Raw genomic sequence first — 14,408 nt, forward strand, 5'->3', positions numbered from 1 at the left:
CCTCCGCCACCGGGCGCGCCGGACGGGGATCACGCCTGAGCAGTGGCGGGGAACTCCTCCTCGGCGCGGGAGCGCCGGACGTTGGCCACCGGTCCCTCGGTGACCGCGTACTCACGGGGTTCGGAGTGGTGCACCGGCACCCAACCCGCGACGAGTCGGGTACGCCGCGCGTTGGCCACTCCGTTGTAGCCGTTGTTGCCCATCCTGTCGTTCTTCCTTTCACCGGGCGACGGGGTTACCAGATCTTCGCCGGTACCCACGAGATCATCAAGATGATCCCGCAGGATGCCTACGCGGGGATCTCTCCCGACAGGCGCTTCGGTAAACACCGCTGTGACATTGCCGACGCCCACGGGTGCGGGCGGCTCACCGGAAGTCCCGGGAGGGCTGACGTACCGGGGTCTCGATCGCGTCGAGCCGGTCGGCGGTGAGGCTGGTGACCCCCTCGTGCCGCTGCAACCGGCCCCGCACCACCAGGGCGGCGCTGGTCCGGGCCACCCGGCGGTACCGCTGCCACAGCCCCGGCGAACAGGTCACGTTGAGCATCCCGGTCTCGTCCTCCAGGTTCAGGAAGGTCACCCCACCGGCGGTGGCCGGGCGCTGCCGGTGGGTGACGACCCCGCCGACCCGGATCCGTCGACCCGGCTCCACCCGCCCCAGCCGGGCGATCGGCACCGCCCCGACGGCGTCGAGGTGGTCGCGGACGAACCGGGCCGGGTGGCTCTCCGGGGAGAGCCCGGTCGCCCAGACGTCGGCGACCAGCCGGTCCACCGCCGCCATCCCCGGCAGCATCGGCGCGTCGGCCCCGGTGACAGTGCCCGCCAGCCGATCCGGCCGGTCCTGGGCCGCCGCCCCCGCCGCCCAGAGCGCCTCCCGGCGGGTCAACCCGAAACCGGCGAAGGCGTCAGCGGTGGCCAACGCCTCCAGCTGTCCGGCGGTCAGACCGACCCGCCGGGCCAGATCCGGCATGTCCCGGTACGGCCCACCCGCCGCCCGTTCCGCAGTGATCCGCTCCGCCACCTCGTCGCCGAGGGTCCGCACCCCGGACAGTCCCAACCGGACGACCGGACCGCCGAGACCCCAGGAGTGGGGCGGCTCCCCCGCCCGACTGCCCCACCGGGTGCTCGGGGTGGCCTCCAGGGTCGCCCCCACCCCGCTGGCGTTGACGTCCGGACGGCGTACCTCGACACCGTGTCGGCGGGCGTCGTCGACCAGGGTCTGCGGTGAGTAGAAGCCCATCGGCTGGGCGTTGAGCAGGGCGGCCAGGAACGGGCCGGGATGGTAACGCTTGAGCCAGGAGCTGGCGTACACCAGATAGGCGAAACTCATCGCGTGGCTCTCCGGGAAGCCGTAACTGGCGAACGCGGTGAGCTTGCGGTAGACGTCGTCGGCCAGCTCGCCGGTGATCCCCCGCTCGGCCATCCCGGTGTAGAGCCGGTCGGCGATCCGTTCCATCCGCTCCACCGACCGTTTCGACCCCATCGCCCGGCGCAGCTGGTCGGCCCCGGCCGCGTCGAACCCGGCCAGGTCGATGGCGAGCTGCATCAGCTGCTCCTGGAACAGCGGCACGCCGAGGGTCTTCTCCAACGCGTTGCGCATCAACGGATGGGCGTACGTCACCGGCTCCTGGCCGTTCTTGCGCCGGATGTACGGATGCACCGACCCGCCCTGGATCGGGCCCGGCCGGATCAGCGCCACCTCCACCACCAGGTCGTAGAACTCGCGCGGCTTCAACCGGGGCAGGGTGGCCATCTGGGCCCGGCTCTCCACCTGGAACACCCCGACCGAGTCGGCCCGGCAGAGCATGTCGTACACCTCGGGGTCGTCGAGGGTCATGTCGCCCAGGTCGAGGGTGGCCCCGATCAGGTCGTAGCCGTAGTGCAGGGCCGAGAGCATGCCCAGGCCGAGCAGGTCGAACTTGACCAGACCGACTGCGGCACAGTCGTCCTTGTCCCACTGGAGCACGCTGCGGCCCGGCATCCGACCCCACTCCACCGGGCACACCTCGATCACCGGCCGGTCGCAGATCACCATTCCGCCGGAGTGGATGCCCAGGTGCCGGGGGACTGTCTGCAACTCGTTGGCGTACGCCACCACCTGCTCGGGAATGCCCTCGACGTCCACTGCGGCCACCGAACCCCACCTGTCGATCTGTTTGCTCCAGGCGTCCTGCTGTCCGGGCGAGAACCCGAACGCCTTGGCGACGTCCCGCACCGCCGACCGGGGCCGGTACGAGATGACGTTGGCGACCTGGGCGGTGTGCTCCCGGCCGTACCTGGCGTAGACGTGCTGGATCACCTCCTCCCGACGGTCCGACTCGATGTCCACGTCGATGTCGGGCGGGCCGTCCCGCTCCGGGGCGAGGAAGCGCTCGAACAGCAGCCGGTGCCGGACCGCATCCACGTTGGTGATCCGCAGCGCATAGCAGACCGCCGAGTTCGCCGCCGACCCCCGCCCCTGGCAGTAGATGTCCTGCTCCCGGCAGAACGTGACGATGTCGTACACCACCAGGAAGTAGCCGGGGAAACCCAGCCTCTCGATCATGTTCAGCTCGTGTTCCAGCTGCGCGTACGCCTCGGGGTGCGCCTCCGGCGGTCCGTACCGGTCCCGGGCCCCCTCCAGGGTGAGCCGCCGCAGCCAACTCATCTCGGTGTGCCCGCCCGGAACCGGGTAGGCAGGCAGCTGCGGCGCGACCAGTTGCAGGTCGAAGGCGAGCTCCGCGCCGAACTCGGCAGCCCGGGCCACCGCACCCGGGTACCCGGCGAACCGCTGCGCCATCTCGGCCCCGCTGCGCAGGTGGGCGGTGCCGGCGGCGGGCAGCCACCCGTCGATCTCGTCCAGGCTGCGCCGGGCCCGGACCGCCGCCATCGCGGTGGCCAGCCGCCGCCTCCCCGGGGTGGCGTAGTGCACGTTGTTGGTGGCCACTGTGGGCAGCCCGGCGGCGGTGGCCAACTCGGCGAGGGCGTCGTTACGGTCGGCGTCGACCGGGTGGCCGTGGTCGGTCAGCTCCACCGCCACCATCTCCGCCCCGAACAGGGCGGTGAGCCGGTCCAACTCCCGGGCCGCCGCCTCCACCCCCTCGGTGAGCAGGGCCGCCGGTACGTGCCCCTTACGGCAGCCGGTGAGCACCAGGACGTGGTCCCGCAGCTCGGCGGCGATCTCCTCCACCTCCCCGTACTCCGGGCGCCCCTTCTCCCCACCCCGCAGCTGCGCCCGGGCGATGGTGCGGGCGAGGCGGGCGTACCCCTCGTGGCCGTGGGCGAGCAGCAACAGGTGGGTACCGGGGGGATCGGGTTCCCCGTCGGGCGGGCCGGGCAGCCCGAGGGAGAGTTCCGCGCCGAAGACGGTGGGCAGGTGCAGTTCCCGGGCTGCCTCGGCGAACCGGACCACCCCGTAGAAACCGTCGTGGTCGGTGACGGCGAGGGCTGTCAACCCCAGCCGGGCGGCCTCCTCGGCCAGCTCCTCCGGGTGACTGGCCCCGTCGAGGAAACTGAAGTTGCTGTGGGCGTGCAGCTCGGCGTAGGGCACCGTGTTCCCGGTCGACGGTCCCCCCGACCGACCGGCCGGCGGCTGGTACGGCTGACGACTGCGACTCCAGGCCGGTGCGTCCCCGCCGTCGGCGTCGACGGTGAGCGGATCCACCACGTGCAGGTGCCGCTTACCGCCACCGCTGCTGCCGGTGTTGCCGCCGCCGGGACTGCCGCCGCCGGTGTTGATCCTGCTGGGGCGGCCGGAGAGCACCCGTTCCAGCTCCGACCAGGGCAGTTTCGGGTTGTGAAAGCTCACCGGACCGGTCCCCGGGCGTGCTCGTCGCCTCCGACCGCCTCACCACGGCCAGAGCCGGGACGCGCCTGGGTCTTGGAAGGTTCCGGCCCGCACAGGGGCCCGCACAGGGGCCGAAACCTTCCAAGATCCACATGGCGGGGTCGGAAGGCGGGGGGACGGTGTCGAGGTTCAGTCATAGATCGCCTCCACCAGCCACTGGCCGGCCTCCACCGCCAGGAGCAGAGCGGTACCGTCCGCCAGACTCACCTGGAACCGGGCACGTCGACGTCCCTCGTCCGGCGCCCACCAGCGCTCGTCCACCGGCCAGGGGCCGGCCCACCCGGTGATCTCCACCGGCTTGGCCGTGTCCACCAGCACCTGCGTTGGGGCGGCGGTGAGCTGGAGCCGGGCGCTCACCCCGACCGGCTGACCGGCGACGTCCCGGACGCTCGCGACGAGCGGGCTCGGCAGCACCACCGCCGGCGAGGGTGCCGGGAGCCGCCCCGGCCACGGCGCGATCGCCGGGTCGCCCGCGCCGCCCGCGCCGCCCGCGCCGCCCGCCCTTCCGCTCCCCGACCCCGCCCCCGGACGAGTCGCGCTCCCCGACTCAGCCCCGAACCGGGCCGCACTCCCCGACTCAGCCCCAGCCCCAGCCCTCGACCGGGCCACCCTTCCCGACCGGGACGTGGCCCCCGACCGGGCAGTCTTTCCCGACCGGGGCACGCTGGTCGGCTGCGGTGACCCGGTCGGGGGCCGTTCGTCGCCCCAGGGCACCAGACGGACCTGGTCGGCCGGGGCACGTCCGCCGCCCAGTACCGCGGTGACCACCGCCTCCGGGCCGAGGATGCCCTGGACCCGGTTGAGCGCCCGATGTGCCCGGGCCTGCTCCTCACCCGCCTCCCCCCACAGGCCGGGTTGCAGTCCGACCTGGGTGATCAACCCGTCGGGCACCAGCCGCAGCCGGACGATCCCGGCCGTCGGGCCGGACTGGCGCACCGACGACCGACGGCTGGTCCCGGAGAGCCAGCCGTCGAGCTGCCACCGCACCCGGTCGGCGACGGCGGCGGCGGTGAGCAGGCCGTCGTGGCGCCACACCCGGTGCAGTTCCTGCCCGTGCGCGGTGACCGCCTCGATGCCGAGCCGGGAGCAGGCCAGACCGTGCCCGGTGAGTCGGTCGTGGAATCGTTCGGCGAGCATCCGGGCGGCGAAGGCAGCGGTGTCGACCCGGTCGAGCGGCTCGTCGTAGTCGGCGGTCACCGTCAGGTCGGCCGGGGGTCGCCGGGGGGCGAGGGGCCGGTGGTCCCGACCGGCGGCGAGCCGGTGGGCCAGCCCGCCGTCGAAGCCGAACCGGGCCAGGACGTCGCCGGGGGGCAGCGCCGCGAAACCGCCCAGGGTACGGATCCCCAGCCGGCGCAGCAGGTCGGCCAGGGCCGGGCGGCCCAGCGCCTCGACCGGCAGGTCGGCCAGGAACTGCGGCGTCGCCCCCGGCGGGACGATCCGGCCGGTACGGGCGGCCAGCCCGGCGGCGAACGCCCCGTCGGCGATGCCCACCTGGCTCTCCACCGCGCAGGTCTGGGCGACGTGTTCGATGATCCGTTCGGCTGCCGCCTCCTCACCGCCGAGGTACCGGGCGGGACCCCGGGCGGCCACCACACAGGCCCCGGGCCGGGCCACCTCGACCCCGGCGACCAGGTCCTCGACGGCGGCCACCACCGGCTCGAAGGCGCTGGCGTCCCGGCCGGGGTCGTGCTCGACGACAGTCAACTGCGGGCAGAGTGCCTGCGCCTCCCGTTTGCGCAGCCCTCGGCGCACGCCCTCGGCGCGGGCCTGCTCCGAGCAGACGAGGACCCGGTTGGCGCGGAGGACGGCGACCGGACCGGTGGCCGGCACCCCGTCGACGATCTCGGCGGCCAGCACCGGCCAGTCCGGGCACCAGAGCAGCAGCATGCGCGAGGGTGTGTCGGTCATCCGGCACCGCCCGGGTGCGCCAGCCCGCCCGCTCGTACCACAGATGCGACCGGGCGGCCGGGGACGGTCGGCGCGGGAAGGACCCGGGTGAGGTGCTCCCCGGGTAGCCAGATCTTGATCTCCTTGGGTCGGGCGGCGGCCCCGCGACCCCGGGCGGCCACTGTCACCTCACGTCGCCGCAGCCTTCCCCGCCCACTGCCGAGCCCCTCCCAGACTCCCCGGACCACCCGCAGTGTGACGTCGGCTCCGTCCCACCGTCCGTACGGCACGAGCACGCTGCCCCGCTGTCGGGCCCGGGCGGCCAGTCGGTCGGCGACCGACGGGGACACCGAACCCGGCACTGCGGTGACCACCACGTCCACCCCGTCGATCAGGGCGGCGACGACGGTCGGCCACTCCGGCCCGGGGTCCGGCACCAGGGCCAGCCGGTCCAGGTCGATCCCCAGCTCGGCCGCCGCGCCCACACCGAAGGTCGGCACCCCCACCACCGCGCACCACGATCCGGCCCGGGATGCTTCGGCGAGCAGTGCCAACACCAGTGACGTGCCGCCACCGGCCCGGGGTCGACCGGTGGCGACCGCGACGGTGCTCCCCCGACGCAGGCCCCGGCTGGGCAGCAGACCGGTGAGTTCGGGAGCCACCGGCAGGAGCCGGTGGCTCCCGGCCGGGTCCGGTGCGCTCGCCGGACGCACCAGGCCGGCGAGCGCGGTGGAGCCGACCACCATGCGGCCCGCCATCGGAACTTCCCCCCGTCGTGCCGTCGAGTGTGGGTTGCTGTCGATCGGTGCCGCCGCCCCCACCGACCGATGACTGTCGGTGGGGGCGGGCAGCAGGTGGGTTCACCAGGGCGGCGGGTTCACGCGGCGAGGCCGTCGAGCGCCGGTTGGTGGGCCACCCGCAGCGCCGCCTCCACCACGGAGACGAACTGTTCGGCGGCCCGGAGCAGGTCGTCGGCCTCCCGGGCGGTGACCACCCGGGGGATGCCGGCCTCGGCGGCGGCCCGCTTACCGGCGGCGGCGGCGAAGAAGGCGGCCCACTCGTCCAGCTCGGGGGCGACACCGCAGAGCAGGACCCAGACGCTGGTGATCCGGCCACGTCGGGTGGGTGCGGGGCGGGCACGGACGGCGAGGACGGCAGCCGCCGCGCGCAGGGCGGCCAGGTGGGCGGCGGCGTAGCGCAGGCCGTCGGGGCGGGTCTGGGCGGCCTCGGCCAACCCTCGTCGGGCCACCGCGAGAAGCTGGGGCGCAGTGCGGTGCGGCAGCGTGTGGGCGGGCACCGTCGGCACCGGAGCCGGGCTTGTCGGCATTGTCGTCTCCTCCGCGTTCGTCGATGCGGCCACCCCGGCGACGGCGGTTCGTCGGAACCGTCGGCCGAGACGACCGGGTCGATCGGCGCGGAGGAAGACGCGCCGTGGTGGTGACCGGCCGGGTGCGGAGCTTCCCCACACCACACCCGGCCGGCTGTACCGGCGGGTTCGCCACCCGCCGCCCGGGGGTCGTGGGCGGCGGGTGGCGTTCCTGCCTTGACGGCACCGGGCTCGCGACTGCCTGGCACCTGGCGCGGCCCGCGGAACCACGCCCGCCGGAAGCCGGTGCCGCGAAACACCACTTCCGGTCGTCGGAACGCGCTCGACCTCGGGTGAAGCTGCGAACCTCACCCCTCAATCGAACACCCGTTCTAACACTGCCGACAGTACACCTCCCGGCGGACGAAAGCGCAACGTGCCGAGCGATCCGGCGTGGTGGATGAACCCAGGTCGGCGGGCACTGCGGCACGGGCACCCGACGCCCACACCACACGAGCGGCCCGCGGCGACCGGGGACGAGTGACCGGGGACGGGCGACCGGGGACCGTGGCCCGCCCCCACGCCGAGCGGGTCTCGGGGGCCGGGGGCCGCCCCAGGGTCGGGCAACCGACGGCCACCCCGGCCGCGATCGACCGTCCGGATGGATCGAGAACCCGCACCGAGAGACCCCGGGAAAGGCACGTCCGGTGTACGACAGGCCGGAAATCACATGCTCCGTTGACACCAATAATGGCGCGCTGCTTCGCTGTCGACATCGTTCGACAAATGACCACCGCATTTCCCTGAAAGACCGGAGGAGACGTGCAGCACATTCCGATCCGCAACAGCACCGGTCGACGGTTGCTGATCTTTTTCGCACTCGTCGTACCGTTGGTGTTCTCCACCGGCGCGGCTGCCGCGGTCACCACCGCGCCGACTCCGACCGCCGCGCGGGAGGCCGGCACCACCCGGGTCACCCGGACCGCCGGGACCACCGCCGACCCGGCCCGCTACTGGACGCCGCAGCGGCTGACCACGGCGACGCCCCTGGACGAGACCGCCGCACCGCCCGGGGGCACGCTGTCCCCGCTCCCCCGGCCCGGCCCGGTGGTACGGCACGCCACTGGGGTGGCCGCACCGGCCGAGGCCGCCCGACGGGCCCTCCAACTCAACGAGTCGATCACCGTGGGGAAGATCTTCTTCGTCAACTCCACCACCGGTCAGGGCAACTACTGCTCGGCGAGCGTGGTCAACAGCACCGCCCGCAACATGGTGTTCACCGCCGCCCACTGCCTGCACGACGGACCCGGCCGGACCTGGCACACCGCGAACTGGCTGTTCGTCCCCTCCTACCGCAACGGGACACAGCCGTACGGCACCTGGACCTGGTCCACGTTGGCCGTCCCGACCGGGTGGATCAACACCCGGGAGCGGCAGTACGACGTCGGCGTCGCCCTGGTCCACGGCACCCGCTCGGTGGTGGACGCTGTCGGCGGAAACGGGCTGCTCACCGGCGGTGGCCGGACCTACCGGTACGACATCTTCGGCTACCCGAGCAACCGGGGTGGCGGGGAGACGCAGTGGGTCTGCTCCGGCACCTCCTCCGACGCCGGCAGCAACCGGATCGAGATGGGCTGCCCGTGGGGTGGCGGATCGAGTGGCGGACCCTGGTACTACCGGTACGACAACACCACCAGAATCGGTGACGTGCACGGGGTGACCAGTTACACCAACAACAAGGACAACCCTTCGTACATCGGTTCTCCGCACTTTTCCGACGCGGTGGTCGGAACGCTCTACCGGGCGTACGCCGGCCGCACCTGGTGACACCGGGAAAACGGTAGAACAATTCACGAGACGGGGCGCCCCGGTGGGGGCGCCCCGTTTCGGTTCCGGCGGACGTCCGCACGTGCCAGAATGGCTATGGTGAACGAATGACGTGAAAGCGGATCACATTGAAGGAGGTGCCCCCGTGTCCGGTCGAGCCATGATCCTCGCCGGGGTCGCTGTCGTCGCACTGCTCGGCGGTGCCGCCGGGGTGGCCGGGCTGCTGCGCGCCGGAGGCGACCACGCCTCGGGCCCCGGGGCGTCCGCCGGGATCACCGAGACGACCCGGTCGCCCGCCCGCCCCGACGGGGCCGGGGAGCACTGGACCCCGGAGCGGATGCGTGACGCCGCCCCCGCCCCGATGCCCGAGGGCCGCGAGCCCTGACCCGGCGAAGGCCGCGAGCCCTGACCCGCCGAGGACCGCGAGCCCTGACCGGGCGAAGGCCGCAGGCCCTGACCGACCGAGGGGTCGGACCCGGGCGGGGAGTCCGGCGAGTCCTGATACCGGCACACGAGACGCCGCACCGCGCCTGATCCGTCGGTCCCGTTCCGCCCGGCGGGGAACACCCGAGGGCCACCGGGAAGAATGGCGGCATGCAGGAACACCCGAGCGGCACCGCCGTCGAGACGGCGTGAACCCCGACCGCGCGCACAGCCCTGCGGACCCGGTCACCGGGCAGAGCCCTGCGGACCTCGTCACCGGGCAGGGCACTCCGGGACCGGCCACCGGGCAGGGCACTCCGGAGCTGGTCACCCTGCACGTCTGGCGGGTTCCCCGGACGGCGCTGCCCCGGGCGCTGGTCCGGATGGCGGTGGACCCGCGCCGGTTGCGGGCCGTCGACGGCGTACGGTTCGGCAAGTTGCTCGGCACCGGGACCGGGACCGGGTTCGGACCCGGTGACGCCGATCCGACCCGGTGGGCGGCCCTGACCGTCTGGGACTCCCCCGGTGCCGCCGCCCGGTTCGACACCTCCCCGGTCGGGCTGGCCTGGGCCCGGATCGCCACCTCGGCGGTCCGGGTGGACCTGCGCCCGCTCACCAGTCGCGGCGAGTGGTCCGGCCGACGTCCGTTCGGTGACCCGCCCGGCGGCCGGTCGGAGGGTCCGGTCCTGGCCCTCACCCGGGCCCGGCTCCGCCCGAGCCGGGCGGTCACCTTCTGGCGGGCGGTCCCCCCGGTGGCCGCCGCCCTGCACGCCGCCCCGGGCCTGCTCGCGCGCTTCGGGGTGGGCGAGGCCCCGGTGGGTTGGCAGGGCACCGTCACCGTGTGGCGCGATCCGGCGGACCTGGTCCGGTTCGCGTACCGTCAGCCCGAGCATCGCGCCGCGATCACGCGGACGGAGAGCGCCGGGTGGTACGCCGAGGAGCTCTTCGCGCGGTTCGCGATACACGACGTCGTCGGGGACCGGACCGTGCTGGGTTGGGTCGCCGGGGGCGACGTGGAGGAGACGAAGGGCGGGCAGGCGTGAGGTTGGTGCGGTGGACACCGGACGATCTCCTCCGACGGCTGGACGACGTGGTCGCCGTCTACGGGGAGGCGATGAACTACCGCGCCGACCTGTTGGAGGTCCGGCGCGGCTACATCGCCACCCACGTCCGACGGCCCGGCTTCCGCGCCGTCGCGACCCTCAGCCGGGAGGGGCACCTGGCCGGCTTCGGGTACGGCTACCAGGGCACCGCCGGTCAGTGGTGGCACGACCAGGTGCACCGGGCCCTGGAACCGGCGGCCCGGCAGCGGTGGCTGACCGACTGCTTCGAGGTGGTGGAGCTGCACGTCCGACCACCGGCGCAGGGCCACGGAGTGGGGGCCCGGCAGCTGCGCGCCCTGCTGACCCTGGCCTCGGGGAGCACCACTCTGCTCTCCACCCCGGAGGCCGACGAACAGCGCTCCCGAGCGTGGCGACTGTACCGGCGGTTCGGCTTCGTCGACGTCCTACGCGACTTCCGGTTCCCCGGTGACGAACGGCCCTTCGGGGTGCTCGGCCGGGACCTGCCACTGCCCGCCCCGACGGGGTCCGCTCCGACCGACGCCGCTGCGGTCGGCTCCGCTCCGGCCGACGCCGCCGTGGCCGGGCCCGTCCCCGCCGAGTCCACCCCCGCCGAGTCCCGGACCGGCGGCGTAGGGCCCGGACCGAGCGTCACGCCGTGATTCGCCGGCACCTGCCCTGGCTCCTGCTGGGGACCCTGATCCTGGCCCAGATCTGCTACCCGCTGACCGACGGCACCACCCGGGCCCGGCTGACCGTCGCCACGGTACTGCTGGGCTACCTGCTCTCGGTCACCCACGCCCTGCTCACCAGGGGTCCCCGGACTGCCGTGGCGCTGGTGACGGTGGCCACCGGCGGCGGGTTCGCCATCGAGGCGCTGGGGGTGGCCACCGGTTTCCCCTTCGGCACCTACGACTACTCCGGGCAGCTCGGCCCGAAACTGGCCGGGGTACCGTTGATCATTCCGCTGGCCTGGACCTGGATGGCCTGGCCGGCCTGGTTGGCAGCGGTCCGGCTCACCGGGCGTCTCGCCCCGGGCGGGCCACGGCGGCTGGCCCGGATCGCACTGGCCACCGTCGGCCTGGCCGCCTGGGACCTCTTCCTCGACCCGCAGATGGTCGCCGAGGGGCACTGGCGGTGGCTGGACCCCACGCCCGCCCTGCCGGGCCTGCCCGGCATCCCGATCAGCAACTACCTGGGTTGGCTGCTCTTCGCCGTCGCGATGATGACCGCGCTGCGCCCGCTGGCCGGGCCGGACGTCGACCGGACCGGGCCGGCCGACCACCCGATGTACGCGCTCTACCTGTGGACGTACTTCTCCAGCGTGCTGGCCCACGCGGTCTTCCTCGACCTGCCCGCCTCGGCGGTCTGGGGCGGGGTCGGCATGGCGGTGACGGCGCTTCCGCTCGCGGTGCTGCTCGCCCGGGCGCGGCGCGCACCGAGGTGACGCCGTGGTCGTCCTGATCGCCCTGGTCCTCGGCGTCGCGGCGCTCACCGCCCACACGTGGGTGAACGCCACCCGGTGGCTGCGACGGCCGACCGCCGCGCCGGGCGGGACCACCGAGGCGGTGGCGGTGCTGCTGCCGCTGCGCGACGAGGCCACCCGGGTGACCCCCTGCCTCCAGGCGTTGCTGGCCCAGCGGGGCGTACCCGACCTGCGGATCGTGGTGCTCGACGACGGCTCCACCGACGGCACCGCCGAGGTGGTCCGGCGGGTGGTCGACGGGGATCCCCGGGTCACGGTGCTCACCGGGGCCGCCCCGCCCCCCGGATGGCTGGGCAAGCCGCACGCCTGTCACCAACTGGCGGTCTCCGCCGACCCGACCGCCGGTGTGCTGGTCTTCGTCGACGCCGACGTGGTGCTCGCCCCGGACGGGGTCGCGGCGGCGGTCGGTGAGCTGCGAGCGGCCGGGGCCACCCTGCTGACGCCGTACCCCCGGATCGTCGTCGAGTCGGTGGCCGAGCGGCTGGTCCAGCCGTTGTTGCAGTGGCTGTGGCTGACCTTCCTGCCGCTGCGCGCGATGGAACGGTCGGCCCGGCCGTCGCTGGCAGCGGCGGGCGGCCAGTTCCTGGTGGTGGACCGGGCCGGTTACACAGCGGCCGGGGGTCACGCGGCGGTCCGGCACCAGATCCTGGAGGACGTCGAACTGGCCCGGGCGGTGAAGCGCGCGGGCGGGCGGATCGCCCTGGCCGACGGTTCCCGGCTGGCCACCTGCCGGATGTACGAGAACTGGGCGCAGCTGCGTGACGGGTACAGCAAGTCGCTCTGGGCCGTCTTCGGACACCCGGGCGCGGCGGCGGCGGTGCTGGCCGGTCTGCTCGCCTTCTACACGCTGCCTCCGGTGGTGGCGGTCGGGGCCGTACTGGCCGGTGCGCCGACGGTGGCGGTGACCGCCTGGGCGGGCTACCTGTTCGGGGTGGCCGGGCGGATGATCAGTGCCCGGTCCACAGGTGGACGGTGGTGGCCCGACCCGTTGGCACACCCGGTGTCCGTCGTGGTCCTCGGCTTGCTTCTCGTCCGGTCGTACCATCTGCGGAAGCGGCGGCAGCTGTCCTGGCGGGGCCGCCCGGTCACCTAGGAGGCGCGGCATGGCACGGATCGTGGTCGTCGGTGCCGGCGTGGGTGGGCTGGCCACCGCAGCCCGGCTCGCCGCCGCCGGACACGAGGTCACGGTCTGCGAACAGGCCGAGACGGTCGGCGGCAAACTCGGCCGGTACGTCCACGACACCCCGGCCGGGTCGTTCCACTTCGACACCGGGCCGAGCCTGTTGACCCTCCCCCAGGTCTTCCACGACCTGTTCGAGGCGACCGGGGCGAAACTCGACGAGTACCTCGACCTGGTCGGGCTGGACCCGATCGTGCGGCACGTCTTCGCCGACGGCGGGCCCACCCTGGACTCCTGTGCCGACCCGGAGGTCTTCGCCGAGCGGATCGGGGTCGCGTTCGGGGATCGGGCGGTCGCCGACTGGCAGCGACTCTGGCAGCGCTCGGCACGGATCTGGGACGCCTCCTGGCGGGACATCCTGCGGCGGCGCGTCGACTCCCCCCGGGACCTGGCCGGGTTGGCGTGGCGCCTGGGTGACCTGGCCGCCATCGCCCCGGGTCGGACCCTGCGCGGGCTGGGCCGACGGCACCTGCACGAACCCCGGCTGCGGATGCTGCTGGACCGGTACGCCACCTACACCGGCGCCGACCCGCGTCGGGCTCCCGCCGCGCTGCTCGCGGTCCCCTACGCCGAGCTGGCCTTCGGTGGGTGGTACCTGCGCGGCGGGCTGGGCACCCTCGCCGACGCGCTGCTGTCGCGCTGTCTGGACCTGGGCGTGGTGGTGCAGACCGGCACCACCGTCACCCGGATCGACGCCGCCGGTGGACGGGTCCACGGGGTACGCCTGGCGGGGGCCACCGCGCCCCTGCCGGCCGACGTGGTGGTGGCCAACGTCGACGCACTCACCGTCTACCGGGACCTCCTGCCCGACCCGCGTCGGCTGGCCGAACTCACCGATCGCAGCCTCGCCGGTTTCGTGCTCCTGCTCGGGGTACGCGGCGACTCCGGGCTGGCCCACCACAACGTCTTCTTCCCCACCCGCTACGACGCCGAGTTCGACGCGGTCTTCGGTGACCCGGGGCGCGGGGCACCGGCCCGACCGGCCGCCGACCCGACAGTCTTCGTCACCGTGGCCGACGACCCGACGGTCCGCCCCGACGGGCACGAGGCCTGGTTCGTCCTGGTCAACGCGGCCCGCCACGGCACGGCCACTGGCGCCGTGGACTGGCGTCGACCGGGGTTGGCGCAGGCGTACGCGGACCGGGTCCTCGACGTGCTCGCCGAGCGGGGTACCGACGTGCGGGACCGGGTGGTGTTCCGGGAGATCCGCACCCCCGCCGACCTGGCCGCCGGGACCGGCGCACCGGGCGGAACGATCTACGGTACGGCGGGCGGGCTGCTCCGCCCGGCGAACCGGGGGCCGGTGCACGGGCTCTGGCTGGTCGGCGGCTCCAGCCACCCGGGCGGCGGGCTGCCGATGGTCACCCTCTCCGCGCAGATCGTCGCCACCGAGATCGGCCCGGCGGTGTAGGG

The 14,408-nt window shown here is 74.1% G+C and carries 11 protein-coding genes and 1 pseudogene; 7 read left to right on the plus strand and 5 right to left on the minus strand.

The genetic code is table 11. From position 1 onward, the window contains the following. Positions 1-29: 29 nt before the first annotated feature. From ABT336_RS09600 to ABT336_RS09620, 5 genes are all read right to left on the minus strand, one after another. Positions 30-203 carry a hypothetical protein gene (locus tag ABT336_RS09600; RefSeq protein ID WP_350896085.1) on the minus strand — a complete coding sequence of 58 codons (174 nt, stop codon included), beginning with the start codon at positions 201-203 and terminating at the stop codon, positions 30-32. A 163-nt stretch (positions 204-366) separates the two neighbouring features. After that, a complete protein-coding gene (locus tag ABT336_RS09605; RefSeq protein ID WP_350896086.1) occupies positions 367-3,786 on the minus strand; it encodes an error-prone DNA polymerase in 3,420 nt (1,139 codons plus the stop codon). Between the two features lie 168 nt (positions 3,787-3,954). Further along, positions 3,955-5,733: a Y-family DNA polymerase gene (locus ABT336_RS09610; protein WP_350896087.1), complete on the minus strand. Its 1,779-nt coding sequence runs from the start codon at positions 5,731-5,733 to the stop codon at positions 3,955-3,957. Then, the gene (imuA', locus tag ABT336_RS09615) at positions 5,730-6,470 is read right to left on the minus strand and encodes a DnaE2-dependent mutagenesis accessory factor ImuA' (protein ID WP_350896088.1); all 741 of its coding nucleotides are present in this window, start codon (positions 6,468-6,470) and stop codon (positions 5,730-5,732) included. Before imuA' ends, ABT336_RS09610 begins: the two co-directional genes overlap by 4 nt. Positions 6,471-6,589: 119 nt before the next feature. After that, positions 6,590-7,039, minus strand: a complete 450-nt coding sequence (locus tag ABT336_RS09620; RefSeq protein WP_350896090.1) for an SAV_6107 family HEPN domain-containing protein — start codon at positions 7,037-7,039, stop codon at positions 6,590-6,592. An 801-nt stretch (positions 7,040-7,840) separates the two neighbouring features. Here ABT336_RS09620 and ABT336_RS09625 point away from each other — a divergent pair. The 7 genes and pseudogenes from ABT336_RS09625 to ABT336_RS09655 all read left to right on the plus strand — a co-directional run bounded on the left by ABT336_RS09625 (position 7,841) and on the right by ABT336_RS09655 (position 14,406). Then, positions 7,841-8,845: a trypsin-like serine peptidase gene (locus ABT336_RS09625; protein WP_350896091.1), complete on the plus strand. Its 1,005-nt coding sequence runs from the start codon at positions 7,841-7,843 to the stop codon at positions 8,843-8,845. A gap of 145 nt (positions 8,846-8,990) precedes the next feature. Then, complete coding sequence (locus ABT336_RS09630) at positions 8,991-9,230, plus strand: hypothetical protein (protein ID WP_350896092.1); 240 nt, start codon at positions 8,991-8,993, stop codon at positions 9,228-9,230. 361 nt (positions 9,231-9,591) lie between these two features. Then, positions 9,592-10,311 (plus strand): monooxygenase, encoded by a 720-nt coding sequence (locus ABT336_RS09635; RefSeq protein WP_350896114.1) that lies wholly within the window; start codon positions 9,592-9,594, stop codon positions 10,309-10,311. Next, positions 10,308-10,865 (plus strand): annotated as a pseudogene (locus tag ABT336_RS09640) (GNAT family N-acetyltransferase); the annotation flags it as partial. The gene ABT336_RS09635 and the pseudogene ABT336_RS09640, both read left to right, overlap by 4 nt. A 125-nt stretch (positions 10,866-10,990) precedes the next feature. After that, positions 10,991-11,776, plus strand: coding sequence for a carotenoid biosynthesis protein (locus ABT336_RS09645; RefSeq protein WP_350896115.1), 786 nt, complete (start codon positions 10,991-10,993; stop codon positions 11,774-11,776). Between the two features lie 4 nt (positions 11,777-11,780). Continuing rightward, entirely contained in the window at positions 11,781-12,908 is a 1,128-nt protein-coding gene (locus ABT336_RS09650) for a glycosyltransferase family 2 protein (RefSeq protein WP_350896093.1), read from the plus strand. 10 nt (positions 12,909-12,918) lie between these two features. Beyond that, positions 12,919-14,406 carry a phytoene desaturase family protein gene (locus tag ABT336_RS09655; RefSeq protein WP_350896094.1) on the plus strand — a complete coding sequence of 496 codons (1,488 nt, stop codon included), beginning with the start codon at positions 12,919-12,921 and terminating at the stop codon, positions 14,404-14,406. The last annotated feature ends 2 nt before the right edge of the window (positions 14,407-14,408 follow it).

The sequence above is a fragment of the Micromonospora sp. NPDC000207 genome (genome assembly GCF_040300925.1).
In the GTDB taxonomy this organism is placed as follows: domain Bacteria; phylum Actinomycetota; class Actinomycetes; order Mycobacteriales; family Micromonosporaceae; genus Micromonospora.